Source organism: Curtobacterium sp. MCBA15_008 (assembly GCF_001865065.1).
Lineage (GTDB): Bacteria > Actinomycetota > Actinomycetes > Actinomycetales > Microbacteriaceae > Curtobacterium.
Map to the genome: position 1 here is coordinate 30436 of NZ_MJGN01000003.1, position 25469 is coordinate 55904.

Consider the following 25469-nt stretch of genomic DNA (forward strand, 5'->3'; position numbering starts at 1 on the left):
GGCCGCAGCACGCGCAGCGCGCGCCCGCAGGCCCGCGGCCGCAGCACGCGCGGCGCGCAGCCCGAGACGCGCGCGTGGGGCGCCTACGGCCGCAGCAGCACCTTGATCGCCCGGCGCTCGTCCATCGCCCGGTACGCCTCGGCGGCCTCGTCGAGCGGCAGCTCGAGGTCGAACACCCGCCCGGGGTCGATCGCCCCCGACAGCACGTCGGGCAGCAGCTCCGGGATGTACTTCCGCGCCGGCGCCATGCCGCCCGCGATAGCGATGTTCGTGTCGAAGAGGTAGCGGGTCCCGATCGTGGGCACCCCGTGCGGGACCCCGACGAAGCCGAGGTTGCCGCCGGCCCGCACCGAGTGCAGCGCCTGGTCCATGCTCTCCTCGGTGCCCACGGCCTCGACCGCGCAGTCCGCCAGGTCGCCCCCGAGGAGCTCCCGGATCGCCGCGACCCCGGCCTCGCCCCGCTCCGCCACGATGTCGGTCGCGCCGAACTCGCGGGCGAGCGCCTGCCGGTCGGCGTGCCGGCTCATCGCGATGATCCGCTCGGCACCGAGCCGCTTCGACGCGAGCACGGCCGACAGCCCGACCGCGCCGTCGCCGACCACGACGACCGTCTTGCCCGGACCGACCGCTGCGGAGACGGCGGCGTGGTGGCCGGTGGAGAAGACGTCGGACAGCGTCAGCAGGGACGGCACGAGCGCCGGGTCGACCGGGCCGGGCACCGCGACGAGCGTCGCGGCGGCGTCCGGGATCCGGACGTACTCGGCCTGCGCACCGCCGACCGGGTCGCCGTACGCGTCGTCCGCGCCGAAGCCGGACAGGTGGTCGCAGCCCGTGGTCATGCCGTGGCGGCAGGCCTGGCAGGTGCCGTCGTTCATCGTGAACGGGGAGATGACGAAGTCGCCCTCGTGGAGCGTCGTGACGTCGTCCCCGACGGCGACGACCTCGCCGACGAGCTCGTGCCCGATCGGGCGGGGCCGCTTCGTCTCGGTGACGCCCCGGTACGGCCAGAGGTCCGACCCGCACACGCAGGCGGCGACGACCCGGACGACGACGTCCTTCGGGGTGATGATGGTGGGCTGGTCACGGTCCTCGACGCGGATGTCGTTCGGGGCGTGGATGATCGCTGCGCGCAAGAGGGGTGCCTTCCGTCGAGATGGTGGGGGATCGGCCGGTCGACGTCGTCCGGAGCCGCCTCGACAGTACCCTCGTGCGGGTGGACGACGACCGGTACGGCAGTGACGTGCTCTCGGGTGACTGGCGCTCGAAGGGCGTGAAGAAGGTGCGGCAGGTGCCGCTCGAACGCGACATGGTGCTCGAGGACCCGGTGACCGGCTGGGCCGGCGCGGTGGTCCGGCTCGAGGCCGGCAACGTCGAGCTCGAGGACTGGAAGGGGCGCACCCGCTCGTTCCCGTTCAGCGGGCAGTTCCTGCTCGAGGGCGAGCTCGTCACCCTCGGTCGCCCGCAGGCTCCGGTGGGCCGGTCTGCCGAAGCTGCACCGCCAGCCAGGAGGCCCGGGGCCGCGCCCGCCGTCCGGCAGGCGTCCGACGGCGGTCGCCTCCGCACCGCGTCCGGATCGTTCGCGGTCGAGTCGCAGCGCGCGCGGGTCGCGCTCCCGAGTCGGATCATGGTCGAGGGCAAGCACGACGCCGAGCTCGTCGAGAAGGTGTGGGGGACCGACCTGCGTGTCGAGGGCGTCGTCGTCGAGGAGCTCTCCGGCGTCGACAACCTCGCCGACGTGCTCGAGGAGTTCCGCCCGACCCGCGACCGCCGCGTCGGGGTGCTCGTCGACCACCTCGTCCCCGGCTCGAAGGAGTCCCGGTTCGCCGACGCCGTGATGCGGGGGAAGTGGGGCGCGCACGTGCTCGTCGTCGGGCACCCGTTCGTCGACGTCTGGCAGTCCGTGAAGCCCGCCCGGGTCGGGCTGCGGGCGTGGCCGACGATCCCGCGGTCGATCGAGTGGAAGCAGGGCATCTGCCAGGCGCTCGGCTGGCCGCACGCCGAGCAGGCGGACATCGCCCGGGCCTGGCAGCGGATCCTCGGTCAGGTCCGCACCTTCGCCGACCTCGAGCCGGAGCTGCTCGGCCGCGTCGAGGAGCTCATCGACTTCGTGACCGAGCCGAAGGCCTGAGAACCCGGCCGATCCGTCAACAGGCCTGCGATTCCGGGGGTGATCCGCGCCTCCCGGCCTACTGTGGAGGGATGGACGGCATCGAGGGGCGCGTACGCGGCGCGGTCGATGTCTGGCTGCGCTGGCTGCCCCGCTGGCAGATCGGCACCGCCCGTCCGCGCACCCGCATCTGCCGGAAGTGCACCGGCTCGCCCATCGCGAGCGCCGCGGGCTTCGGTCCGGACGTGCCGCATGCCGTGCAGCACGCGCTCATCGGGCGCATCTCGACCATCGTCGAGGACGCCGTCGACGACTACACGGCCAGGAACCTCCCGCTGCTGCAGCGCGAACTCGAGCGCGCGGACGCGCGGAAGCGGCATGCGGGGTACCAGCCGACCGAGGGACTCTCGCCCGAGTTCCAGGGCCTCGACGTCGACCCGGAGCCGTCGCCGGGCGAGCCGTTCCTGTTCACCCTCGGGGAGCTGACCGGCACGGGCGCGGGCGAGCAGTCACCGCGCGAGCCGCTGTCGGACGAGGCTAAGGCGGCGCTGCGCCACGAGATCGAGCTCTCCGACGAGTGCGCCCGGTCCACGGGCACCGCGGTGTGCCTCGCGCTCATCGAACACCGCCCGCGGATCGCCGAGGCCGTCGAACGCCTGGTCGAGCCGCAGATCGCCGCGCTGGTGTCGGACATGTTCCGTGGGTTCGACGGACCGGAGGACGGTCCGCGCAGCGGGCTCTTCTGAGCTCAGCGCACGTCGGTGCCGGCGACCGCGTTCCGCCGGTCGAGCGCGCGCAGCACGAGCCGCGCGATCCCGCGCCACCCGAGCAGGAACACCGCGAGGACGATCGTCGCGACGATGACGAACGAGATCGGCAGCGGGTTGCCGTCGACGTCGCCCTGCCCCGTCGCGACGCGGATCGCGAGCCCGACGAAGACGGTCAGGATCCACACGACGACACCGGTCGGCCAGAAGCGCAGCGGACGTGCCCACGCGCCGCTCGTCACGTACCCGATCGCCCATCCGGCGAGGAAGGGGTACGCCGTCGTCCAGAGCGCGAGCGCGGACTCCGACTCGCCGTGCGAGGAGCGCCCGACGAGGGCGAACAGGACGATGAGCACGACGTCGATCACGGCTGCCAGCCAGCCCCAGGTGCGTTGGGTCACACCACATTCTCGCAGGCCGTCGTTCACCGGGAGGCCACCTGCGGTTCGCCCGCTCCTGGGACGATGCGCTGATGACGCTGCGCTCGGAGACCCCGCTCGCGACGGTCGGTGCGGACCCGTCACGCGCCTCCGTTCCGGACCCGGCCTGGAGGCACGGCGTGCGCCCGCCACGCCTCGTCGCCCACCGCGGTGCGCCGCGCGTCCGGCGCGAGAACACGCTGCCCGCCGTCGCGGTCGCCGAGGCGCTCGGCGCGGAGACGGTCGAGGTGGACGTCCGGCGCACGGCGGACGGCGTCGCGGTGCTGCTGCACGACGAGACCCTCGGGCGGATGTGGGGCGACGCACGGCGGGTGTCCGAGGTGGCATGGTGCGACGTCGCCCGGCTCGGGAACGGCCTCGACCGGATCCCGCGCCTCGACGCCGTGCTCGAACGGCTCGACGGCTGCCGCTCGTCCCTGCTCATCGACCTGACGGACGCGGCGGACGCCGTCGTGGCCGCTCGGACGGTCGCCGGGCACCGCGGCACGACGGCGGTCGCGTGGTGCGGCGCGCCCGCGGCGATGGCGGCGGTCCGCGCAGAGCTCCCCGACGCGGACGTGTGGCTCGCGTGGAAGTCGCTCGAGCCGCCGACCCCGGCCGACCTCGACGCGCTGAGGCCGACCACCCTCAACCTCGACGTCGCGTTCCTCGCCCCGCGCACGGTCGAGGCCGCGCACGCCCTCGGGCTCCGCGTCGCCGTCTGGACCGTGGACGACGCCGAACCCGCGCTCTGGGCGGCCCGACTCGGCGTCGACTCGATCACGACGAACGACGTCGCCTCGATCCGTGCCGCCCTCGCCGCCGCCGAGCGCGACGGCTGGCCCGAACGCGAGCGCGAGTCCACCGAGACCGAGGTCGCGACCCGCGCCCAGGCCCTGGCGCACCGCCTCGCCCACGAGGTCATCGCGCTCACCCGGGAGCACCCGGTCCGGTCTGTGACCACGAAGACGGACCCGGCGGACCTCGTCACCGACGTCGACCTGCTCGTCGAGCGGCACGTCCGCTCCCGCGTGCGGATGGCGTTCCCCACGCACGGGTTCACCGGCGAGGAGTACGGCGACGCCCCCGGCGACCGGCACCGCTGGTACCTCGACCCCGTCGACGGCACGACGAACCTGGCGAACGGCGTGCCGTGGACGTCGATGTCGCTGTGCCTCACCCGTGGTGGCCGTCCGCTCGTCGGCGTGGTGGCCGATCCGTGGCGAGGCGAGGTCCTCGAGGCCCGGCGTGGGCGCGGAGCCACCCTCCGCGACCGGCAGCTGCGGCTGGACGACTCACCGCGGGCACTCGCCGGGGCCGTGGTCGGCACCGAGCTCGACGGACACCGCCCGTGGCCGGGGTTCGGCGCGTTCCTCGACGCGCTCGCCGACCGATCGTGCACGCTCCGGGTGCAGGGCTCCGGCACGATGACGATCGCCCAGGTCGCCGCCGGTCGGGGGATCGGCGGGTGCGTCTCGGCGTTCGACCCCGTCGACCACGGCGCGGCGGTGCTGCTCGTGCACGAGGCGGGCGGGGTCGTCCTCACCCGTTCCGGGCCGGTGGAGGGGTTCCCGCCGTCGGGGGAGCCGTTCCTCGTGGCGCACCCCGGTGCGGCGGACGAGCTGCACGCGGTGTGGACGGCGGCGCTCGCCGTCGGCTGAGGCGCACGGCGCGCTGCTCGTGTGGCGCGAGGTTCCGGACACGGTGCGGCGGTCCGCGCACCGCACGGAGCACGGAACCCGGCACGGGACGGCGCGGAGGCGCGGGGCGGGGCCGCCACGCGCCTCCAGGCCGGTGGGTGGGGACGCCGGGACCGTCAGGCCTGCGCGATCCGGACCGTGTTGCCGGCCGGGTCGCGGACGGCAGCGTCCCGGACGCCCCAGAACTGGTCGGTGGGCTCCTGCAGCACCTCGGCGTCGGCGCTCGCCGCGATGCGGTCGAAGGTCGCGTCGAGGTCGCCCACCCGGAGCTGGAGCATCGACAGGCTGCCCTTCGCCAGGAGCGCCGCGACGGCGTCGCCGTCCTGCTGTGAGCGGCCCGCGTGCGGCTCCGACAGCACGAGCTCGAGGTCGGCGTGGTCGTCGCTGACCAGGCTCACCCACCGGAAGCCGCCGTTCTCGACGGTGTTCCGGACGGTGAAGCCGAGCACGTCCCCGTAGAAGGCGACGGCGGCGTCGATGTCGTCGGCGAGCACGTGCACGCCACTGATCTGGATCGTCATGGCTGCGACCCTAGGACCGTGGGACCTCGGCGTGCTTCTCCGATCCTGCTCGGTCCGGTCGGGTGACGACCATGGCGTGACAGCTCCAGACCCCGGCGAGCGCGTCGTGGTCGGCGGCACGGTACTGCGTCGGCGTCATCCCGACGAGCTCGGTGAACCGCGACGAGAACGACCCGAGGCTCGTGGCACCGACGGCCATGCAGACCTCGGTCACGCTGAGGTCCGTGCTCCGGAAGAGCGCCTGCGCCCGCTCGATCCGCCGGGTCACGAGGTACGCGTAGGGCGTCTCGCCGTAGGCGGCCCGGAAGCGCCGGGTGAAGTGCGCGGGCGACATGAACGCGACGGCGGCCAGGGACGCGACATCCAGGGGTTCCGCGTACGCACGGTCCATCCGACTGCGGGCCCGGCGCAGCCGTCGGAGTTCGTCGAGGTCCACGGTCACGGTGCCATCCTGCCCCTGACGCTCTCGGCCGACTCTGTGCGCGCGTTCAGTCAGCGGTCGCCGCCGCTCCCTAGGGTGGCAGTCCAACGGCCCTGACGATCCGGATCGGCCGCACCCGAAGGAGCATCGACCATGGGATTCCTCGACCGCCTGCTCGGACGCCCCGACCGCGACCGGGACGGTGCCGGGCAGAACGGTGCCGGACCGAACCAGTGGGGGCAACCCCAGCAGCCGCAGCAGCAGCCGCAGCAGCAGGGGTACCGCTACGGGCAGCAGTCCTACCACCAGCCCACCGCGGCGCCGGCGCCGACCCCGACTCCGCAGGACGGCGGCCACGGCGTGCCGCAGTGGGGTGGTGCGCCCGCCGGCGGACCGGTCGGGGGCCCCGGCGCCTCGACCGACGACGAGCGCGCGGTCGAGCGCTACCGGTACCTCCTCCGCACCGCGCCGCCCGAGCGCATCGAGGAAGTGCACGCCGAGGCGTTCGCGACCCTGACGCCCGAGCAGCGCCGGATGGTCTACGACGAGTTCACCCGCACCGCCCCCGCCGGTGAGGCACCCCGCGGCGACGACCCGCGGTCCCTGGCCCAGGCGGCGACCCGGTCCGAGATCCGCCAGCCCGGCTTCATGGAGCGCTCGCTCGGTGGCGTCGGCGGCGGACGCGGCCCCGGCGGCGGGTTCGGTGGGTTCGGCGGCGGGCAGCGCTCGGGTCCGTCGTTCGGCAGCATGATCGGCGCCTCGATCCTCGGCACGGTGGCCGGCTACGTGATCGGTTCGGCCATCATGAGCGCCTTCCTGCCGGATCCGGGATCGTTCGATGGCGGTACCGACGCTGCGGGTGACGGTGGTTCGGAGGACACTGGTGCCGACTCCGCTGACGGCGGCGCGTCGGATGCCGGCGCGGGCGACGGCGGCGGGTTCGAGAGTGCGGGCTGGGGCGACGGCGGATCTGACTTCGGCGGTGGCTTCGGCGACTTCGGTGGTGACTTCGACGTGTAGCGCGTCGTGCCCCCCACCGACCTACTGATATTCTCCGTGGTCGACAAGGGAGTGCCATGGCCATCATCGAAGCCTCCGGGCTGACGAAGACCTACCGGTCGAAGTCCGGACCGGTCCACGCCCTCGCCGGGCTCGACCTCTCCGTGCCGCAGGGCACCGTCAAGGCGCTGCTCGGTCCGAACGGTGCGGGCAAGACCACGACCGTGAAGGTGCTCACCACCCTCGTCACACCCGACGCCGGCACCGCGACGATCGACGGGATCGACGTCATCGCCGATCCGCAGGCCACCCGGCGGTCGATCGGTGTGTCCGGGCAGTACGCGGCCGTCGACGAGAACCTCACCGGGTTCGAGAACCTCGAGATGATCGGCCGGCTGTACCACCTCGGCCGTCGGACGGCTCGGCAGCGGGCGCGGGAGCTCATCGACGTGTTCGACCTGTCCGAGGCGGGCGACCGTCCCGTGAAGGGGTTCTCCGGCGGCATGCGTCGACGGATCGACCTGGCGGGCGCGCTCGTGATGAACCCCCGCGTCCTGTTCCTCGACGAACCGACCACCGGCCTCGATCCGCGCAGTCGCCTGGCGCTCTGGGGCATCATCGAGGGCCTCGTGGCCGACGGCACGACGGTGCTGCTGACCACGCAGTACCTCGAGGAGGCAGACCAGCTCGCCGACGACATCGCCGTGATCGACGACGGCACCGTGATCGCCGAGGGCACCTCGGACCACCTCAAGGCCCAGGTCGGCGGGCACCGGGTGGTCGTGACCCTCGTCGACCAGGTCGACCGCGACGCCGCGACCACCGTCCTGCGGCGCTACGGCGTCGGCGAGGTCGAGGTCTCCGGCGACGGTCGCACGCACGCCGTCGCGGTCGAGGCCGGGCCCTCGGCACTGCAGCGGGTCCTCGCCGACCTCGGCGAGGCGGGCATCGAGCTGCACGACGCGGGCATGCGCCGCCCGACGCTCGACGACGTCTTCCTCCGGCTCACCGGTCACGCCGCCACCGACGACGACGGTGACGACGCGACGACGAAGAAGGACGCCAAGAAGGACGCCAAGAAGGACAAGCAGAAGGAGCCGGCCCGATGACCGCCACCACCACGGCGCTCGGCCGGCAGCTGCCCGTCGTCGTCACCTCGCCCGCCGCGATCTGGTTCGAGGACGGCTGGACCGTCACGAAGCGGAACCTCATCAAGATCAAGCGGTCGCCGGACATGCTCGTCTTCGCGGTGCTGCAGCCGATCATGTTCGTGCTGCTCTTCAGCCAGGTCTACGGCGGCGCGATCGCGGTGCAGGGCACCGACTACACGCAGTTCCTGATGGCGGGGATCTTCGCGCAGACGGTCGTCTTCGGGGCGACGTTCTCCGGGTCGGCGATGGCGCAGGACCTCAAGGAGGGTCTGATCGACCGGTTCCGCACGCTGCCGATGTCGGCGTCCGCGGTGCTCGTGGGCCGGACGAACTCCGACCTCGTGCTCAACGGGATCTCGATGGCGATCATGATGCTGACCGGCCTCGCGGTCGGGTGGCGCGTGAACTCGTCGCCGCTGGAGTTCCTGGCCGGCGTCGGGCTGCTCCTGCTCTTCAGCTACGCGTTCAGCTGGGTGATGGCGCTGCTCGGCATGAGCGTGAAGACGCCCGAGGTGATCAACAACGCCTCGTTCATGATCCTGTTCCCGCTGACCTTCGTCTCGAACGCGTTCGTGCCGAGCGACACCCTGCCGCTCGTGCTGCGGGTCTTCGCGGAGTGGAACCCGGTGTCGTCGCTCGTCCAGGCCGCGCGCGAGCTCTTCGGCAACGTCGGGTCGGCGCCGGTGCCGGACATCTGGACGATGCAGCACCCGATCGTCACGGTGCTCATCGGCATCACCGTGATGCTGGTGGTCTTCGTGCCCTGGTCGGTGAACAAGTACACCCGGATCAGCGCGAAGTAGCGGCGGCGGCCTCCGGCGGGACCGTCAGAGCAGCTTCCGCTGGAGCGCCCACGCCGTCAGCTCGTGCCGGTTGGACAGCTGCAGCTTCCGCAGGACCTTCGACACGTGCGTCTCGACGGTCTTCACCGAGATGAAGAGCTCGGCGGCGACCTCCTTGTACGCGTAGCCGCGTGCGATCAGCCGCATCACCTCCTGCTCACGCGCGGACAGTCGGTCGAGCTCGGCGTCACCCTGGGCGGTCTCGCCGCTGACCGCGCCGAAGGCGTCGAGGACGAACCCCGCCAGACGGGGCGAGAACACCGCATCCCCCTCGGCGACGCGGTGGACCGCCTCGACGACCTCGGCCCCGGAGGAGCTCTTCGTGATGTAGCCGCGCGCGCCGGCCCGGATCACCCGGACCACGTCGTCGGCGGCGTCGGACACGCTGAGCGCGAGGAAGCGGGTGTCCGGCAGGCCCGGCGCAGCCCGGGTGATCACCTCGGCGCCGCCGCCCCCGGCTCCGCCGGGCAGGTGCACGTCGAGCAGGACGACGCGTGGGCGGGTGGCGGTGACGAGGTCGACCGCCTCGTCGACGGTGGCCGCCTCACCGACGACCTGGAGGCCCGGTGGCAGTCCGGCACGCACGCCGGCCCGGAAGATGGAGTGGTCGTCGACGATCGCGACGGTGAGGGGATCGGCCGGCTGCTGCGCGGACGGCGCGGTGTCGTCGACGGGAGCGGTGCCGTCGGTGGGCGCGGTGTCCTCGGTCACGGGGTCTCCTCGGTCTCGGCGGGTCGCGTGGCGTCCGGTCGGCGGTCGCCGGGGCGGACGCCGTCGGTCCGGGCGATCGGCAGAGTCAGTCGGACCTGGGTGCCGGTCCGCCCGGGGCCGGGTCCGATCGTCGCGGTCCCGCCGAGCCGGTGCATGCGGCCGACGATCGACTCGCGCACGCCGTAGCGCCCCTCGGGGACGGTGTCCGGGTCGAAGCCCGGACCACGATCACCGATGCTCACCTCGACCCGGTCGTCCCCGGTCTCGGCGTAGACGCTCACGGTCCCGCCGGCGTGGCGGGCGGCGTTCAGCATGGCCTCCCGGGCGGCGCCGACGATGCCGTCGGGCAGGTCCGTCCTGGACGGTCCGATCGCGATGACCTCGACGCGTGCCGGGTACTCGGCCTCGATCTCGACAGCGGCTGCTCGCAGCTCCGCGCCGAGGTCGCCGGAGGCTTCGTCCTGCTCGGTGAACAACCACGTCCGCAGTTCACGTTCCTGGGCACGGGCCAGTCGTGCGGCGTCGGACCCCGGCTCGGCCCGCTGCTGGATGAGCGCGAGGGTCTGCAGCACCGAGTCGTGCAGGTGCGCGGCGATCTCGGCGCGCTCGACTTCGCGGACGCGGGCGGCGCGCTCCTCGGCGAGGTCGCGGACCAGCCGCACCACCCACGGGGCGACGACGACGGCCACGCCGAGCAGGACGGCGACCGCGGCGGTCAGGACCGTCCACGCGTTCGGGCGGCTGCTCGTCGTGAAGAACAGCAGGATGCCGAGCACCACGAGCACGAGGGCGCCGAGCGCGCGCACGACGAGCCCCGAGGAACCCGGTGCCCGGACGTTCCGCAGCGCGTCGAACTGCCGCCAGGCGAGTGCGGCACCGGTGACGACGACCACACCGGGGACCACGACCTCGAGCGGGACGTCGGCTCCGAGCCGCGCGGCGATCACCGCACCCGCCGTCGTCAACAGCGCGACGCCGAGCAGGATCTCCACGACCGGAGCACGTCGGCCGCGGGCCTCGGCGTCGGCGTCGTCCGTCGGTTCGGTGAGCACCGACTTGAGCGGGACCGGTGTGGCGGGGCCAAGGCTCGGCGTCGTCGCCCACAGCCACGCGTACAGCAGGACCCCGGCCCCGCCGCACACGGCGAGTGCTGCCGTGACGAGTCGCACCACGCCGACGGGCAGGCCGGTGTGGGTGGCGAAGCCGCTGCAGACGCCACCGACGACCCGGAGGGCCGGGCGGGACATCGTGGCGGTGGGCATGCGGTCATCCTGACACCTCTCCGCCACCCCGGGCAGTGCGGGGGACCGGGATCAGGGGGCGATCAGGGGCAACCCCGATGGCGTCGGACGACCGCTGCCGGGAGGCTGGTGGACATGACTCAACAGGACACCGGCGGCCCCGCGTCGGCGACACGGTTCTTCGACTGGATCCGGGGCATCCACGTCACGCGGACCGACGACCGCTGGCTCGCCGGGGTCTGCGGTGCCGTCGCCGAGCGCACCGGCCTCGACCCCCTCGTCGTGCGGGGCGTCGCCCTCGTCGTGGCGATCCTCGGCGGCCCGGTGTTCCTCGTGTACGCCGCCGGCTGGGCACTGCTGCCGGACTCGTCCGGGCGCATCCACGTCGAGCGGATGGTCCGTGGCGTGCTCGACCCGGCGCTCATCGCGATCGGCGTGCTCGTCGTGCTGACCTTCGTGCCGGCGGTCCAGGGCATCTGGTGGCAGGGCGTCCCCGTTGCCTGGGGCATGCCGGGCTGGCTCTCCGCGACCCTCGGCACGGCGTGGACCATCGCGCTCGTCGGCGGTGTGGTGTGGCTGACCGTCGTGGTCGCACGGCGCGGACCCCTGCGGAGCGCACCGACCGACCCCGCCGCCGACCCCGCGGCCCCTGCTGCGGCACCTGGCGCGGCCGGTCCGCGGCGCGACTTCTGGACGAGCCCCGAGGACCCGCCCGTCGACCGGGCGACCTGGTCGACCGGGACGACCACGGGTGCCCCGGACCCGGCCACGGCTGGTGCCGCGGGGGCGACGGCGGACGCGGGGCGCGCCTCCTGGCAGTGGGGACCGACCCCCGGGGCGACCGCGGCGGACCGGAACCGTGCCCACCTGGAGCGGATGCGGGCGGAGCGGGCGCGCGCTGCCGAGCGTCGCGCCTGCCGGGCCGAGCGGCTTCCGGGAGCCGCGTACGTCGCGGTGAGCCTCGGGCTGGCCCTGGTCGCCGGAGCCGGCGTCGCGGTCTGGGCGCAGCAGGCCGAGCTGCCGGTCGCGGTGCTCGGCATCGCAGCGGCCGTGGTGGTGCTCGCGGTCGCGACCATCGTCGCCGGGATCCGGGGACGGGAGAGCGGCGGACTCGGCCTGTTCGCCACCATCGGCGTCGTGGCGCTCGTCGCGACGGGGGTGCTGCCGAGCGGCACGCAGCTCAGTGTCATCGGCGGCACGACCTGGCGGGTGGACGACGTCGGGCCGGGCGCCGAACGGAACTACGCGATGGTCGTGGGTGGGCCGACGCTCGACCTGCGCGCGCTCGAGGAGTCGGACGGCGGAGGGCGGGTGAACCTCTGGCTCGGTGCCGGCGGTGCCACCGTGCTGCTGCCGACCGACGCGCCGGTGCGGGTGCAGGTGAGCGGCATCGGGTACGGCGTCGACACGGAGCCGGACCGATCCGGGGACGACTCGGTCGGCGGTGTGCTCGGCACCACCACCGTCGAGAACCGAGCGGCGCGCGACGCGGCCGCCAGCGACACCACGACCGTGCACGTCTGGGTCGTCGGCGGGGGCGTCGAGGTCCCGCGCGCCGTGCCCGTGGACCAGTGAGGAACGAGACCATGACGAACGACGACGAGACCACCCCGATCGACCCGACCCGTCCGGTGGACCCGACGCGTCCGGTGGACCCGACGCGTCCGACGACGCCGACGGACCGGAGCGCTGCGTCGGACCCGACCACCCCGATGGACCGGCTGCTCGACCCGACGCTGCCGGACGCACCGCAGACCAGGACCCCGGCCGCACCCCGTCCACGCCGGTCGGCCCGCTTCGGCACGATCTTCTGGGGCGTCCTGCTGCTGGTGTTCGCGCTGGCCATGGCCGTGACCGCGCTGCCGTGGTTCTCGGTGGACCCGGTGACGCTCCTGCTCGCCGCCTGCATCGCCGCGGGCGTCCTGCTCGTCGTCGCCGGCGTCGCGGCGGTGGTCGCGCGTCCCCGTCGGTAGTGCGTCCCTTCCGGGAGCGCATGCTGCCGGGAGCGCATCCCGCCGGGAGCGCATCCCGCCGGAAGTGCACAGGGGCCCGACCGCGCGGCTCCGTCCACAGGGTCGTCCGGGTGCACGACAGCGGCACCCGGACGGCTTACGATCAACTCCGTGACCGCGACAGACGCCGAGCGGGCCGCGGAACGCGACGCGACCGAGCCATCCCTCGACCGCAGCACCCGGGTGCGCCGGTGGATGCTCCACGGGGCCGACCAGGGTGCGTCCCACCAGGGTCCGCACCAGGTCGAGGTCGAGAAGACCCACTCGTGGTGGCGGGTCATGTGCCTGACCGGCGTGGACTACTTCTCCACGCTCGGCTACCAGCCGGCCATCGCGGCGCTCGCGGCCGGGCTCCTCTCACCGATCGCGACGATCGTCCTCGTGCTCGTCACGCTGTTCGGGGCGCTGCCGGTGTACCGCCGGGTGGCGCAGGACAGCTTCCGGGGCGCGGGCTCGATCATGATGCTCGAGAAGCTGCTGCCGTGGTGGGCGGGCAAGCTGTTCGTCCTCGTCCTGCTGGGGTTCGCGGTGACGGACTTCATGATCACGATGACCCTCTCGGCGGCGGACGCCACGGCGCACATCGCCGAGAACCCGTACACGCCGCACTGGTTCACCGAGATCCCGGTCCCGCTGACCCTGGCGCTGCTGCTCCTGCTCGGCGTCGTGTTCCTCCGCGGCTTCAAGGAGGCGATCGGCATCGCGGTGGTGCTCGTGGGCGTGTTCCTGGCGCTCAACGCGATCGTGATCGCGGTGTCGCTCTGGCACGTGTTCGAGCACCCGACGGTGGCGAGTGACTGGTGGAGCGGACTCACCGCGCAGCACAGCAACCCCCTCGTGATGATCGGCATCGCGCTGATCGTGTTCCCGAAGCTCGCGCTCGGCCTGTCCGGCTTCGAGACCGGTGTCGCGGTGATGCCCCAGGTCCGCGGGGACGCCTCGGACGACACGAGCGCCCGTCCCGAGGGGCGGATCCGCGGGACGAAGCGGCTGCTCACGGTGGCGGCGGTCATCATGAGTTCGTTCCTCATCACGTCGTCGATCGTGACCACGTTCCTCATCCCGCAGCGCGAGTTCGAGCAGGGCGGGGGCGCGAACGGCCGGGCGCTGGCCTACCTGGCGCACGAGTACCTCGGCGGCGTGTTCGGCTCCGTCTACGACTTCTCCACCGTGGCCATCCTGTGGTTCGCGGGAGCGAGCGCGATGGCGGGCCTGCTCAACCTCGTGCCGCGCTTCCTGCCGCGCTACGGCATGGCACCGCAGTGGGCACGGGCGACACGGCCCCTGGTGATCATCTTCACGCTCATCGCGTTCGTCATCACGATCATCTTCGACGCGAACGTCGACGCGCAGGGCGGCGCCTACGCCACCGGGGTGCTCGTCCTCATCACGAGCGCGGCGGTCGCGGTGACCCTGTCGGCCCGCCGGAAGCAGCAGAAGAAGCGGACGATCGCGTTCGGCGTCATCGCCGTCGTGTTCGTCTACACGACGGTCGCGAACGTCATCGAACGGCCGGACGGCGTCCGCATCGCCGCGGTGTTCATCATCGCCATCGTCGTGGTCTCGCTCGTCTCCCGCGTCCGGCGCTCCTTCGAGCTCCGCGCGTCGTCGATCGAGCTGGACGCCACCGCCCGTCAGTTCGTCGAGGCCGACGCCGACCAGTTCAGCTCGGTCTGCATCATCGCGAACGAACCGGGCGCGGGCACCGCCGACGCGTACCGGTCGAAGGGGCGCGAGGAACGCCGCGACTCGGGCATCCCGGCGCGGGTGCCGACGATGTTCCTCGAGGTCCTGCCCGCCGACTCGTCCGACTTCGAGGAGGACCTCGTCGTCGAGGGGCACGTCATCCACGGCTTCCGCGTCCTCAAGGTGCGGTCCGGCAACGTGCCGAACACGATCGCGTCCACGCTGCTGGCGATCCGCGACATCGCCGGCGTCGTGCCGAGCATCTACTTCGAGTGGAACGAGGGCAGCCCGATCCGGAACGCGATCCGCTTCGTGTTCACCGGCGCCGGCGACGTCGCGCCGGTCACCCGAGAGGTCCTCCGCGAAGCCGAACCCGACGTGAACCGCCGACCGAGCGTCCACGTGTCGTGACCGGCCCTGCGGGCGCGGGTCGTGCCTCCCGGTCCGCCGCGCCCGCACCGGACGCACGACGGTCCGTGGGTGGTGCCGCGGCCGTCGTCGTGGCCGCCGCGGTGTGGGGGACCACCGGGACAGCGACGCACTTCGCGCCCGGCGTGCCGGCGTTCGTCTTCGGGGCAGTGACGTTCGGGCTCGGCGGACTCGTGCTCGCCGCGGCCGCCGGCCGTGGCACCGTGCTCGCCGTCGCACGGCGCGCGACCCGCGGCTGGGTGCTGCTCGGTGCGGCCTCGCTCGTCGTCTACGCGGTCGCCTTCTACGCGGCCCTCGCCGACGCCGGCGTCGCGCTGGGCACGACCGTCGCGATCGGGTCGTCACCGGTGTTCGCCGGACTGGTCGAGTGGGTGACGGCCAGGAGGCGCGTCACGCCCAGGTGGGTCGTCGCCACCCTGGTGAGCGTGGTCGGCATGGTCGTCGTGACGCTCGCGCGGTCGGAGGGGCCCGGAGCGGACGGCTCCCTCGTGCTCGGGCTCGGTAGTGCGCTGCTCGCCGGGTGCACGTACGCGCTGTACTCGTGGGCGGTGGCGCGGGGGATGCAGGCGGCCCCCGAGGTGCGTGGTGTCCGGACCCGGGCGGGAGCTCGCGGGCTCGTCGGCGCGGTGTTCGGACTCGCTGCCGTGCCGCTCGTCGTCCTCGCCGTGGTGGGCGGCCACGAGCACCTCGGTGTGCCCGCGCACTGGCCGGTGTTCCTGTACCTCGCGCTCGTGCCGACGGTGCTCGGGCACTCGCTGTACGCGGCCGGGCTGCGGAGCGTCAGCGCCTCGGTGGCGACGCTGCTGTCGCTGCTCGAGCCGGTCGTGGCCGCGGTGCTCGCCGTCCTCGTCGTGGGGGAGCACCTGGGCGTGGTCGGATGGGCCGGCATCGGGCTCGTGGTGGTCGGCCTGGCGTTCCTCGGGCTGCCGGGGCGCCGCGTCCGCTGACGCGCTGGTGCGGTTTCCCGCACCGGAAGTGCGGACGTCTCCGTCGACGTGGCTGTGCGCCCGCACAGATACTGACTGCACCGCGGCGCTCGACCGCGATCAGCCGGCACCATCGTCCTGCGAGGAACGCGAAGATGTCCGAGCACCACGGCACCACCGAGGACCGTGCACCACTGCGGCTTGCCTACTTCATCACGTCGTACGGCGACGGGACACAACTGCTCCGACTCGTCAGAGCGCTGCGGACCGGCGACCCCGACGCCGAGATCGTCGTGCAGCACGACGAGACCTTCCACCCCGTGCCCCGTCCGGCCCTGCAGGACCTCGGGGTGCACGTGCTGCTCAGCCCGGAGCGCATCGGGTGGGGTGACCTCACGCTCGAACGGGCGCGGTGGCGCGTCTTCTCGTGGATCCTCGACACGCTCGACGTCGACTGGGTGATGCTGCTGTCCGAGCAGGACCACCCGACGGCTCCGGCCGCTGCACTCCGCGACCGCCTGCAGGACGCCGGCGACCGTGGCACCAACGCCCTGCTCGAGTCGTGGCCGATCGACGAGGTCCCCGACCCGGAACTCCGGGCCGAGGTCCACCAGCGCTACCGGTTCCGGTGGTACACGATCCCGGACCTCCGGCTCGGCGACCGGCTGCCCCGACCGGTGCGGACGCTGCTGGACCGGGCGTTCGGCATCGCGTCGCACCGCCTCCGCGTGCACGGACTACCCGTCCGGCTGTCCGCCGCGAAGCCGGAGGTGGACGTACCCGCCAAGATCGGGGTCCGAGCACTCCGCACACCGTTCCGCCACGGCGAGCGCTGCTGGTACACGAGCTGCTGGTTCGCCCTCGACCGGCGGGCGATGCGCTCCGTCGTCGACCGCGTCCGCGACGACCCCGGACTCGTGCGGTACTTCGAACGCACGGTGATCCCGGTCGAGGCGTTCACGTCCACCGTCCTCGGCAACGACCCGACCGTCCGGGTCGAGCACGCGTCGCTCCACACCATCCGCTGGTCCGACCACCGTTCGGGGCGACCCGACGTCTTCACCGTGGAGGACGTGCCGATGCTGTTGGCCGCCCCACACCCGTTCGCACGCAAGTTCGGCGCCGACCCGAGCGTCTACGACACCATCGATGAGCGCGTGCTGCTCACCGGAGAGGAGGCATCATGACCACCCGTACCGTCCTGATCACCGGGGGAGCCGGCTTCATCGGCTCCCGACTCGCCACACGCCTCGCCGCCGCGGGCGACGACGTCGTCCTGCTCGACGTGCTGCACCCGCAGGTGCACACCGGTGGGTGGCCGCGGCTGCCCGGCGGCATCACCGCGATCCCGTTCGACGTCACCGTGCCGACGATGTGGGACGCGGTGCTCCGCACGGTGCGCCCCCACGTGGTCGTCCACCTCGCCGCCGAGACCGGCACCGGGCAGTCCCTGACCGAGGCGAGCCGCCACACCCGCGTGAACGTCGTCGGCACGAGCGAGCTCCTCGACGGCCTGCACCGGGCCGGACACGTCCCGGACCGCTTCGTCCTGGCGTCGTCGCGGGCCGTGTACGGCGAGGGCGAGTGGGCCACCGACGACGGCGAACGCTTCGTGGCTGATGCGCGCGACGTGCACCAGCTCGACCGGGCGCAGTGGGACCCGAGCGCTCCCGGTGACCACGCCGGCCACGCCGTGCGGCCCCTCGCACACACCGCCGCGGTCACCCAGCCGCGTCCGTCGAACGTCTACGCGGCCACGAAGCTCGCCCAGGAGCACGTGCTGCACGCCTGGGCCTCCGCGCACGGCGTCCCCCTCAGCGTGCTCCGGCTGCAGAACGTGTACGGCCCGGGCCAGTCGCTGTCGAACCCGTACACCGGCATCGTCAGCCTGTTCGGGCGTCTGGCGCGCGAGCGGCGGCCGATCCCGGTGTACGAGGACGGCTCCATCACGCGCGACTTCGTCTTCGTCGACGACGTCGTCTCGGCGCTGGCGTCCGCCACCCGCTCCGCTGCGGACGGCACCCGGACGGTCGACATCGGCTCCGGCAGCCCGATGACGCTCCTCGAACTCGCGGCGGTCGTCGCGGCGCAGGCCGGCGCTCCGGCACCCCGGGTGACCGGGCAGTACCGGCTCGGGGACGTCCGTGCGGCGTTCGCGGACGTGTCGGCGGCCCGGGACGCACTCGGCTACGTGCCGCTGGTCGACCCGGAGGCCGGGATCGCCCGGCTGCTCGAGTGGATGACGACGCAGGACGTGCCGGTGCTCGACGCCGCCTGAGCCGGGCGGGTCGCGGCCCGGCTGCTGCGCCGGGGTCGCGGCCGCCCGCCGGGGCCCGGTCGGCCTGCCGGGGTTCGCCTGCGGCCACGGCCGACCGCGGTCAGTCGCCGAGGATCTGGTCGCGCACCTTCCGCCGCAGCACCTTGCCGATCATCGACCGGGGCAGGTCCTCGACCACGACGATGCGCCGCGGGACCTTGTACGCCGCCAGGTGCTCGCGCGACCAGGTCCGCAGCGCCTCGGCGTCGAACGTGTCCGGGTCCTTCGGCACGACCGCGGCGACGACCTGCTCGTTGCCGGCTTGCGTGATCCCGACGACCGCGACCTCGCGGACGCTGGGGTGCTTGAGCAGGGCGTCCTCGACCTCGGACGGCGACACGTTGAAGCCGCCGGTGATGATGAGTTCCTTCAGACGATCGACGATCTTCACGTAGCCGTCCGCGTCGATCGACACGATGTCGCCGGTGCGGAACCAGCCGTCGGGGGTGAAGACCTCGTCGGTCGCCTCGGCCTTGCCCCAGTACCCGCGGAACACCTGGGGTCCGCGCACCTGCAGCTCGCCGGCCTCGTCGGTGCCGAGCACCTTCGTGGAGTCGTCGGGGTCCACCACGCGCGCCTCGGTGGAGGACAGCGGCAGCCCGATCGCGCCGAGCCGGCGGGCGGGGGACACCGGGTTCGCCATGAGCACGGGGGAGCACTCGGACAGGCCGTAGCCCTCGACGAGGTAGCCGCCGGTGCGGGCCTCCCACGGTTCGACGACGTCCTGCGACAGCGGCATCGCGCCGGAGATGCCGATCTCGATGCCCTCGAGCGAGACCTTCGCCGAGTCCGCCGCGTGCTGCAGCCGCGTGTAGATCGGCGGCACGGCCGGCAGGAACGTCGGCGGGTGCTTCTTCATCGCCGTGAGGACGAGCGCCGGGTCGAACGCGGGGAAGAGCACGAGCCGCGAGGCCATGCTCATCGCGAAGGTCAAGCACAGCGTGAGGCCGTACGCGTGGAACATGGGCAGCACGGCGTAGACGACGTTGTCGCCGCGACGGATCTGCGGCACCCAGAGCCGCGCCTGCGTGGCGTTGGCGAGCAGGTTGCGGTGGCTCAGCACGGCGCCCTTCGGCACACCCGTGGTGCCGGAGGTGTACTGGATGAGGGCGACGTCCTCGGTCGCGGGACGCGGGTGCCGCTTCGACAGCTTCCGGTTCGACGCGACGTCGTCCCACTTCGTCGTGCCGCGGACCTTCGTCGTCAGCTTGGCGCGGGACTCGCGGGCCTTCGCGACCGGCAGTGCGAGGGCGACCCGGGTCGCGCGGGGCATCGCCCGGGTGAGGTCGACCGACACGATCGCGTCGAGCGCGAGGTCGGCGGGGAAGTCCTGCAGCGTCGCGACGGACTTGTCCCAGACGATCGCGACCTTCGCGCCGTGGTCCTCGAACTGGTGGCGGAGCTCCCGCGGCGTGTACAGCGGGTTGTGCTCGACGACGATCGCCCCGAGCCGCAGCACCGCGTAGAACGCGACCACGTGCTGCGGGCAGTTCGGCAGGACGACGGCGACGCGGTCACCCGCCGAGACGCCGAGCTTCCGGAGGCCGTTCGCCGCCCGGAGGATCTGCTCCTCGAGCTCGGCGTACGTCGTCGTGCGGCCGAAGAACTCGAGGGCGACCTGCTTCGGGAACCGCCGTGCGGACTCCTCCACGATGTCGGAGAGGGAACCCGTGGGCTCCTCGATGTCGTGCGGGACCCCCGGGGCGTACGAGGCAAGCCAGGGACGAGGCGTGTCGATGCTCACGCGGACCAACCTAGCGGGCCGCCCGGGCTGGGGCTGGGAAGCGCACTGTCCGAGCCCACTGTCAGGGGCGGGACGGACGATGGCGCCATGCCCTCCGTCTCCGACGCCTTCCGCTCCCGTCTCAACGACACGTTCACCGGCGGTGCCACGGAACGTCCGGCGTGGATCGACGAGCTCGAGCAGGGCAGCGACGCCGGGTTCTTCGGCCCCGGTTCCGCGACCTGGTCGGTGCACGGCGGCAAGCAGACGATCCTCGCCGGGGTCCGCGCGCTGCTCGTCCAGGCGCTGCACCCGGGCGCCCTCGCGGGCGTCGCCGACCACTCGCGCTACCGCGAGGACCCGTTCGGACGCCTCGCCGGCACCATCCGCTGGATCTACACGGTGTCCCACGGCGACACCGCGGCCGCCACGAACGCCAGCAACTGGGTCCGGAAGCTCCACGAACGGGTCCGGGGCGAGTACGTGGACGGGCACGGCGTCACCCGGCCGTACGCCGCGAACGACCCCGACCTGGCGCGCTGGGTGCACCTCGCCTTCACCGACGCGTTCCTCCGGAGCGCGCAGCTCTGGGGTGACCCGATCCCCGGCGGGCCGGACGCGTACGTCCGCGAGTGGGCGATCGCCGGCCGGCTGATGGGCGTCGAGGACGCCCCGGAGTCCGACGCGGAGCTCCGCGCCCAGATGAACGGGTACCTCGACCGCGGGGAGCTCGCCGTGACCGCCCGCACGAAGGACGTCGTCCGGTTCATCAAGGACCCGCCGGTCGCCCGGCTGCTCCGGCCCGGGTACCGCGCGCTGTTCGACGGCGCGGTCGCCTCCCTCGACCCGGCGCACCGGTCGATGCTCGGTCTGCGGATGCCGGGGCTCGGGCCGGTCGAGTTCCCGGTGCGGAAGACCGCCGGGGTCGTGCTCGACGGCATCGGGGCGGTGCTCGGCCACCAGCCCGGCACGGAGCGCGCAGCGCTCACGCGCATCGCGCGACTCCGACGTGCGGACGACGAGCGACGCGCGTCCGGCGGGGTGGACGCAACGGTCTGACGGCCTGGAGGCGCGGGTCGGCCCCGCACCGCGCCTCCAGGCCGTCAGCCGGTCACGTCAGAAACCGGACGGCACCCGGGGTGTGTACGCGGACTCGAGCCGCGAGACCTCGTCGTCGGTGAGCGTGAGCGAGGCTGCGGCCACCGCGTCGTCGATGTGGTGCTCCTTCGTCGCGCCGACGATCGGGGCGGACACGACGTCCTGGTGCATCACCCACGCGAGGGCGACCTGGGCCATGCTCGCGTCGTGGGCCTCGGCGACCTGCTGCACCGCGTCGACGATCGCACGGTTCGCGTCTTCGTCCTGGCGGTAGAGGGTCTTGCCGAACTCGTCGGTGTCCGCGCGCGGACCGGACCCGCTCGCGTCCCACGGGCGGGTCAGCTTGCCGCGGGCGAGGGGGCTCCACGGGATCACGCCGACGCCGGTGTGGGCGCAGAACGGGTGCATCTCGCGTTCTTCCTCGCGTTCGAGGAGGTTGTACTGGTCCTGCATCGCGACGAACTTCGTCCACCCGTGCAGCTCGGCGACGTGCTGCATCTCGGCGAACTGCCACGCCCACATGCTGCTCGCGCCGATGTAGCGGGCCTTGCCGGACTTCACGACGTCGTGCAGGGCCTCCATCGTCTCCTCGACCGGGGTGTGCGGGTCGAAGCGGTGGATCTGGTACAGGTCGACGTAGTCCGTGCCGAGGCGGGTCAGCGAGGCGTCGATCTCGTGCATGATCGCTGCGCGGGACAGCCCGGCGCCGTTCCGGCCGGGGCGCATCCGGTTGAAGACCTTCGTGAAGACCTGGACGTCCTCGCGCGGGGCGAGCTCCTTGAGGAGGGTGCCGGTGATCTCCTCGCTGCTGCCGGCGGAGTACACGTTCGCGGTGTCGAACGTGGTGATGCCGGCATCGAAGGCCCGGCGGACGAAGGGGCGGGCCTCGTCGATGCCGACGCTCCAGGCGTGGGAGCCTCGTTCGGGGTTGCCGTAGGACATCATGCCGAGGACGACGGCGCTGATCTCGAGGCCGCTGGCGCCGAGTCGCGTGGTTGCTTCGCTCATGCCTTCACCCTGGCATCGCGCCCTGTGACGGCGAGCAGGCGGACCTGGAGCGGAGCGTCCTCGTCGACGTCGACCGGAGCGGCGTAGAGCCCGGTCGCCGCGAGGTGCTCGATCTGCGGCTGGAAGTACTCCCACACGGCCTCGACGAGCTCGTCCGGGAGTCGCTCGTCCGAGCCCGTCGCCCGCGCGAGGTCCCACGTGTGGATCGTGATGTCGCTGGTCTGCTCGGTGAGGTACTGCGCGGCGGGCACGACGTCGGTGGCGAGGTGCACGGGCGTGTCAGCGGGCGAATTCCTCCAGGCGTCGGTCGCCGCAGTGGCGAACTTCGCCCACTCGGCCAGGAGGTCGTCGCCGACCTCCTCGAGGTCCGCCTCGGCCTGGGCGTAGTCGCACCCGGTGAGGAGCTTCGGGATCCAGCGCTGCTCGGCGACGACGTGGCGGACGAGGTCGCGGGTCGTCCACTCGGAGTCGGGCGTCGAGGCGTCCCAGTCCGTCACGGCGGCGACGCGGCGGCCGAACTCGGATGCCGCGAGGGCTTGCAGCGCGATCCAGTCGGTGGCCATGGTGGTGCTCCTGTTCGTCGTCGTGTTCGTGTTCGTGTTCGTGTTCGCGTTCGCGTTTGCGTTCGTGTTCGCGGGGGTACGGCGCGTGGCGCGTGCGCGTGCGCGTGCTCGTGCTCGCCTGCAACCCGCGGGGCCGCGGGTGGATTCCCGTGGGGGTCCGTGGTGCGTGGTGCGTGCGGTGCAACGCTACGCCCGACCCGTGTCCGCGAGCGGGCGGAATACCAGCGTGCGCGCACGGGTGACCCGTCGAATACGCCCAGTCGCCGCAACGTTCCTGTGGCCGGCGCCCCGCCGCGTGCGAGCGGGTGAGAAGGCGGGGTGGGACGCCGAGCGGCCCTGGCATTTCGCCCGTTCGGCCCCGCGTGCTCGATGCTCGTCGCAGCTCGGGCGTTGCGCCCGGTCGGTGCCGTGCACATCCGGAGCTGAACGTGTCCTCGCATCGGACGCACGAACGGGTGAAGAGGTCCCGACGCGATCACGATCGACCACGGGGATTCGCCCGCCCGGACAAAGGCGCGCGTCGTGGGCGGGTCGCAGAACCGATCCGGGTACGACGAACGCCCCGGCTCCGTGGGGGAGGAGCCGGGGCGTTCGTCTCGTGTTCGGGTCGTGCTGTTCGGTGCCCTCAGTAGGGCGACGAATCCGTCGGGACTCAGGCCGCCTGGAGGACGAACTGGACGTCGAGGTTGATCGTGACGTCGTTGCCCAGCGTGAAGCCGCCGGCCTCGAGCGCGGCGTTCCAGTTCACGCCGAACTCGGTGCGGTCGATCTTGGTCGTCGCCTCGGCGCCGAACTTGACCTGGCCGTAGCCGTCGGTCGTGAAGCCGCCGAGCTCGGCCTTGAGGACGACCGGCTTGGTGACACCACGGAGGGTGAGGTCGCCAGCGATGTGCAGGTCGTCACCCTTGGCCTCGATGCTCGTCGAGCGGAAGGTGAGCTGCGGGTGCTCCTCGGTGAGGAAGAAGTCGCTCGTCTTGAGGTGCTGGTCGCGCTGCTCCTGGCCGGTGTTGATCGACGCGACGTCGATGTTGGCCTCGACGGTCGACTCGAGCGGGTTCTCGGCGGTGACGACGGTCGCGTCGAAGGTCTCGAACTTGCCCTTCACCTTGCTGATGGCGAGGTGGCGGACCGAGAAGGTGACCTCGGAGTGGGTGGGGTCGATCTTCCAGGTGCCGGTCTGGTAGCCGGGAACGGTTGCAGAGGTGAGCGTCATGATGTCCTTCTTCCGAACGAGAGTCTGAGTGCGACGCGGACGAACCGGAGCCCCGATCCATGCGCCCGCATCGAAGTTGATGCTACGCCAGTGTGCACCCTTTTGGTTGAAGCGTCAACTATTGTTCACTGAAGTGACGCAAAGCGTGTGTCGTGCCTCCCGTGCAGCCCGCTTTCGAGAAGTCGACGGACACGCCGCACGAATCGTTCGACGTCTCGTCCGAGGTCGTCAGCGGTGACCCGGACGAGCCACCAGTCGACGTCCTTGAGATGCTCGCCCCGCGTGAGGTCCTTCCGGAACGTGGCTGGATCAGTGCGGTGGAGATCGCTCTCGTACTCGATCGCCACACGTGCGTCGGGGTAGGCGAGATCGACGCACGCGACCCACCGGCCATCGACGACGACGTCGTGGTTCAACCGCGGTTCCGGCAACCCGCGACGCAGGAGTGCCAGTCTCGTCCGGGTCTCGCCCGGGGAACGGGAACCCGTACGGATCTCCACGAGGGCGAGCCGGAGCTTCACGATGCCCCGGATGCCGCGACGACGGTGGACCGCTGCGAAGAGTTCGTCGAGCGTCACCCAGCCCAGCGTCCCGACGAGTGCGTCCCCGGCGACGACGAGCTCGTCGAGCGTCAGCAGTGTGCCGAGGGCGACGAAGGTGTCGGCAGGGTTGCTGATCGGGACCCCGCGGCTCATGGTCATCCGCACCGAGCCGTACTTCGCGCGGTGTCCCACTGCACCGCGGACCCGGAGTGCTTGGTCGACGCCGATCGTCGTGACGTGGAGGCGTGCATCGCGCTCGACCCGTCGAGGAAGCGGGACGCCCAGGATCGCCGCCGCAGTGACGTGACTGAACACCTGATCGGGGCGGAGCCTGGGCGCCAGTGCCCGGGCGCGTTCGTCGACGGTGTGCGGCACGGTCGCGGAACGGATGCCGTGGAACGGGCGGACGAGGTCCTTCGCGTCGAGACGCCCTCGGGACACGCCCCGGTGCAAGGCGTTTCGCACGCGGAACGAGCAATCCCGAAGGATCATCGGAAGGCGACTTCTTGCGGTCATCTCCACATCGTCGAGTCGAGCCGACGAGTGCGGGGTGAGTCGCGCCTCCACTGTGGATGGTCGCGGTCGCAACGCGGCTGTGGAGGGGAGCCACTCGCGTCGAACGGGCGATTCACCCGGGTGAGGGTGCCGCCGGACACGGCTGTTCCGCCCGTTCGCGCAAGGGCGAGCCGACCGATGGGTGAGCGGGCGAAGTGCCGGAGTGCGCGGACGGAGCCACGCGGCTGATTCGCCCGATCGTGGAGCCAGCAGGTGGACCGGGATGGGGTGGGCGGCCACTGCGGCGCGGGCAGACGACGAGCGGGCGGTCGGCGAGCGGGCGAGATGCCATGGTGCGGAAACGGCCGGACGCCGATGTTCTGCCCGCTCGCGTGTGGGGCAAGCCGGGCGTGTGGGCGGAGGCGGGTTGGCACGCGCTCCGGCGGCGCGGCGACCGAGCGGGCGAGATGCCCGGGTGCGCCGACGGGGGGACGCTGGGATTTCGCCCGCTCGCGAATCCGGCACCGCCCGCACCCCCGCCCGCACCCGCCGGCCCCGCGGCCCCCGCCCCACCCCCC

At 72.6% G+C, this 25469-nt stretch carries 24 protein-coding genes; 13 read left to right on the forward strand and 11 right to left on the reverse strand.

The annotated features are described in order from the left end of the window. Positions 1-83: 83 nt before the first annotated feature. The gene (locus tag BIU96_RS01750) at positions 84-1133 is read right to left on the reverse strand and encodes an alcohol dehydrogenase catalytic domain-containing protein (protein ID WP_071290894.1); all 1050 of its coding nucleotides are present in this window, start codon (positions 1131-1133) and stop codon (positions 84-86) included. An 80-nt stretch (positions 1134-1213) separates the two neighbouring features. Between BIU96_RS01750 and BIU96_RS01755 the strand changes: the two genes are divergently transcribed. Both BIU96_RS01755 and BIU96_RS01760 read left to right on the forward strand, forming a co-directional pair. Next, positions 1214-2128 carry a DUF3097 domain-containing protein gene (locus BIU96_RS01755; RefSeq protein WP_071290916.1) on the forward strand — a complete coding sequence of 305 codons (915 nt, stop codon included), beginning with the start codon at positions 1214-1216 and terminating at the stop codon, positions 2126-2128. Positions 2129-2199: 71 nt separating this feature from the next. Further along, positions 2200-2853: a spermidine/putrescine ABC transporter substrate-binding protein gene (locus tag BIU96_RS01760; RefSeq protein WP_071290895.1), complete on the forward strand. Its 654-nt coding sequence runs from the start codon at positions 2200-2202 to the stop codon at positions 2851-2853. Positions 2854-2855: 2 nt separating this feature from the next. On the opposite strand, the gene BIU96_RS01765 is transcribed toward BIU96_RS01760, so the two are convergent. Then, positions 2856-3275 carry a DUF3054 domain-containing protein gene (locus tag BIU96_RS01765; protein ID WP_071290896.1) on the reverse strand — a complete coding sequence of 140 codons (420 nt, stop codon included), beginning with the start codon at positions 3273-3275 and terminating at the stop codon, positions 2856-2858. A 71-nt stretch (positions 3276-3346) separates the two neighbouring features. Here BIU96_RS01765 and BIU96_RS01770 point away from each other — a divergent pair, with 71 nt between their 5' ends. Then, positions 3347-4954 (forward strand): inositol monophosphatase family protein, encoded by a 1608-nt coding sequence (locus tag BIU96_RS01770; protein ID WP_071290897.1) that lies wholly within the window; start codon positions 3347-3349, stop codon positions 4952-4954. Positions 4955-5109: 155 nt separating this feature from the next. Here the strand turns inward: BIU96_RS01770 and BIU96_RS01775 are convergent, their stop codons facing one another. Next, complete coding sequence (locus tag BIU96_RS01775) at positions 5110-5514, reverse strand: glyoxalase/bleomycin resistance/extradiol dioxygenase family protein (protein ID WP_071290898.1); 405 nt, start codon at positions 5512-5514, stop codon at positions 5110-5112. A gap of 10 nt (positions 5515-5524) precedes the next feature. Then, entirely contained in the window at positions 5525-5905 is a 381-nt protein-coding gene (locus BIU96_RS01780; RefSeq protein WP_175477431.1) for a helix-turn-helix transcriptional regulator, read from the reverse strand. Between the two features lie 183 nt (positions 5906-6088). Between BIU96_RS01780 and BIU96_RS01785 the strand changes: the two genes are divergently transcribed. Genes BIU96_RS01785 through BIU96_RS01795 form a run of 3 tightly spaced genes read left to right on the forward strand, consistent with a single transcriptional unit; the run spans position 6089 to position 8888 of the window. Further along, positions 6089-6955 (forward strand): hypothetical protein, encoded by an 867-nt coding sequence (locus tag BIU96_RS01785; protein ID WP_254785902.1) that lies wholly within the window; start codon positions 6089-6091, stop codon positions 6953-6955. A gap of 56 nt (positions 6956-7011) precedes the next feature. Further along, entirely contained in the window at positions 7012-8043 is a 1032-nt protein-coding gene (locus BIU96_RS01790) for an ATP-binding cassette domain-containing protein (RefSeq protein ID WP_071290899.1), read from the forward strand. Beyond that, complete coding sequence (locus BIU96_RS01795) at positions 8040-8888, forward strand: ABC transporter permease (RefSeq protein WP_071290900.1); 849 nt, start codon at positions 8040-8042, stop codon at positions 8886-8888. Before BIU96_RS01790 ends, BIU96_RS01795 begins: the two co-directional genes overlap by 4 nt. 24 nt (positions 8889-8912) lie before the next feature. On the opposite strand, the gene BIU96_RS01800 is transcribed toward BIU96_RS01795, so the two are convergent. Both BIU96_RS01800 and BIU96_RS01805 read right to left on the reverse strand, forming a co-directional pair. After that, a complete protein-coding gene (locus BIU96_RS01800) occupies positions 8913-9545 on the reverse strand; it encodes a response regulator transcription factor (protein ID WP_071290919.1) in 633 nt (210 codons plus the stop codon). An 89-nt stretch (positions 9546-9634) separates the two neighbouring features. Further along, positions 9635-10900 (reverse strand): ATP-binding protein, encoded by a 1266-nt coding sequence (locus BIU96_RS01805; RefSeq protein ID WP_083402577.1) that lies wholly within the window; start codon positions 10898-10900, stop codon positions 9635-9637. A gap of 114 nt (positions 10901-11014) precedes the next feature. On the opposite strand from BIU96_RS01805, the gene BIU96_RS01810 reads away from it, so the two are divergent. From BIU96_RS01810 to BIU96_RS01835, 6 genes are all read left to right on the forward strand, one after another. Next, complete coding sequence (locus BIU96_RS01810) at positions 11015-12454, forward strand: PspC domain-containing protein (RefSeq protein WP_139199693.1); 1440 nt, start codon at positions 11015-11017, stop codon at positions 12452-12454. 11 nt (positions 12455-12465) lie between these two features. Further along, positions 12466-12852 (forward strand): hypothetical protein, encoded by a 387-nt coding sequence (locus tag BIU96_RS01815; protein WP_071290902.1) that lies wholly within the window; start codon positions 12466-12468, stop codon positions 12850-12852. 234 nt (positions 12853-13086) lie between these two features. Continuing rightward, positions 13087-14988 carry an amino acid transporter gene (locus BIU96_RS01820; protein ID WP_254785903.1) on the forward strand — a complete coding sequence of 634 codons (1902 nt, stop codon included), beginning with the start codon at positions 13087-13089 and terminating at the stop codon, positions 14986-14988. Then, complete coding sequence (locus BIU96_RS01825) at positions 14985-15953, forward strand: DMT family transporter (RefSeq protein ID WP_139199697.1); 969 nt, start codon at positions 14985-14987, stop codon at positions 15951-15953. Before BIU96_RS01820 ends, BIU96_RS01825 begins: the two co-directional genes overlap by 4 nt. Positions 15954-16087: 134 nt before the next feature. Beyond that, complete coding sequence (locus BIU96_RS01830) at positions 16088-17119, forward strand: hypothetical protein (RefSeq protein WP_071290904.1); 1032 nt, start codon at positions 16088-16090, stop codon at positions 17117-17119. After that, positions 17116-18210, forward strand: a complete 1095-nt coding sequence (locus BIU96_RS01835; RefSeq protein ID WP_071290905.1) for an NAD(P)-dependent oxidoreductase — start codon at positions 17116-17118, stop codon at positions 18208-18210. The genes BIU96_RS01830 and BIU96_RS01835 overlap by 4 nt, the downstream gene beginning before the upstream one ends. A gap of 100 nt (positions 18211-18310) precedes the next feature. Here BIU96_RS01835 and BIU96_RS01840 read toward each other — a convergent pair whose 3' ends face one another. Further along, positions 18311-19993, reverse strand: a complete 1683-nt coding sequence (locus BIU96_RS01840) for a long-chain-fatty-acid--CoA ligase (protein ID WP_071290906.1) — start codon at positions 19991-19993, stop codon at positions 18311-18313. 87 nt (positions 19994-20080) lie between these two features. Here BIU96_RS01840 and BIU96_RS01845 point away from each other — a divergent pair, with 87 nt between their 5' ends. Then, the gene (locus BIU96_RS01845; protein WP_071290907.1) at positions 20081-21031 is read left to right on the forward strand and encodes an oxygenase MpaB family protein; all 951 of its coding nucleotides are present in this window, start codon (positions 20081-20083) and stop codon (positions 21029-21031) included. Positions 21032-21088: 57 nt separating this feature from the next. Here the strand turns inward: BIU96_RS01845 and BIU96_RS01850 are convergent, their stop codons facing one another. The 4 genes from BIU96_RS01850 to BIU96_RS01865 form a co-directional block, all read right to left on the reverse strand. Beyond that, positions 21089-22078: an aldo/keto reductase gene (locus BIU96_RS01850; protein WP_071290908.1), complete on the reverse strand. Its 990-nt coding sequence runs from the start codon at positions 22076-22078 to the stop codon at positions 21089-21091. After that, positions 22075-22641: a TIGR03086 family metal-binding protein gene (locus tag BIU96_RS01855; protein WP_071290909.1), complete on the reverse strand. Its 567-nt coding sequence runs from the start codon at positions 22639-22641 to the stop codon at positions 22075-22077. The genes BIU96_RS01850 and BIU96_RS01855 overlap by 4 nt, the downstream gene beginning before the upstream one ends. A gap of 652 nt (positions 22642-23293) precedes the next feature. Continuing rightward, positions 23294-23854, reverse strand: a complete 561-nt coding sequence (locus BIU96_RS01860) for a YceI family protein (RefSeq protein WP_071290910.1) — start codon at positions 23852-23854, stop codon at positions 23294-23296. A gap of 125 nt (positions 23855-23979) precedes the next feature. Continuing rightward, on the reverse strand, positions 23980-24837 hold the full coding sequence (locus BIU96_RS01865) for a hypothetical protein (RefSeq protein WP_083402578.1): 858 nt from the start codon (positions 24835-24837) through the stop codon (positions 23980-23982). Positions 24838-25469: the final 632 nt, after the last annotated feature.

Bases quoted from the DNA above. Each gene is read 5' to 3' on its own strand.
- BIU96_RS01760 (WP_071290895.1), top strand. From the start codon at position 2,200: ATGGACGGCATCGAGGGGCGCGTACGCGGCGCGGTCGATGTCTGGCTG.
- BIU96_RS01770 (WP_071290897.1), top strand. From the start codon at position 3,347: ATGACGCTGCGCTCGGAGACCCCGCTCGCGACGGTCGGTGCGGACCCG.
- BIU96_RS01775 (WP_071290898.1), bottom strand. From the start codon at position 5,514: ATGACGATCCAGATCAGTGGCGTGCACGTGCTCGCCGACGACATCGAC.
- BIU96_RS01780 (WP_175477431.1), bottom strand. From the start codon at position 5,905: ATGGACCGTGCGTACGCGGAACCCCTGGATGTCGCGTCCCTGGCCGCC.
- BIU96_RS01785 (WP_254785902.1), top strand. From the start codon at position 6,089: ATGGGATTCCTCGACCGCCTGCTCGGACGCCCCGACCGCGACCGGGAC.
- BIU96_RS01790 (WP_071290899.1), top strand. From the start codon at position 7,012: ATGGCCATCATCGAAGCCTCCGGGCTGACGAAGACCTACCGGTCGAAG.
- BIU96_RS01795 (WP_071290900.1), top strand. From the start codon at position 8,040: ATGACCGCCACCACCACGGCGCTCGGCCGGCAGCTGCCCGTCGTCGTC.
- BIU96_RS01805 (WP_083402577.1), bottom strand. From the start codon at position 10,900: ATGCCCACCGCCACGATGTCCCGCCCGGCCCTCCGGGTCGTCGGTGGC.
- BIU96_RS01810 (WP_139199693.1), top strand. From the start codon at position 11,015: ATGACTCAACAGGACACCGGCGGCCCCGCGTCGGCGACACGGTTCTTC.
- BIU96_RS01815 (WP_071290902.1), top strand. From the start codon at position 12,466: ATGACGAACGACGACGAGACCACCCCGATCGACCCGACCCGTCCGGTG.
- BIU96_RS01820 (WP_254785903.1), top strand. From the start codon at position 13,087: ATGCTCCACGGGGCCGACCAGGGTGCGTCCCACCAGGGTCCGCACCAG.
- BIU96_RS01830 (WP_071290904.1), top strand. From the start codon at position 16,088: ATGTCCGAGCACCACGGCACCACCGAGGACCGTGCACCACTGCGGCTT.
- BIU96_RS01835 (WP_071290905.1), top strand. From the start codon at position 17,116: ATGACCACCCGTACCGTCCTGATCACCGGGGGAGCCGGCTTCATCGGC.
- BIU96_RS01845 (WP_071290907.1), top strand. From the start codon at position 20,081: ATGCCCTCCGTCTCCGACGCCTTCCGCTCCCGTCTCAACGACACGTTC.
- BIU96_RS01850 (WP_071290908.1), bottom strand. From the start codon at position 22,078: ATGAGCGAAGCAACCACGCGACTCGGCGCCAGCGGCCTCGAGATCAGC.
- BIU96_RS01855 (WP_071290909.1), bottom strand. From the start codon at position 22,641: ATGGCCACCGACTGGATCGCGCTGCAAGCCCTCGCGGCATCCGAGTTC.
- BIU96_RS01860 (WP_071290910.1), bottom strand. From the start codon at position 23,854: ATGACGCTCACCTCTGCAACCGTTCCCGGCTACCAGACCGGCACCTGG.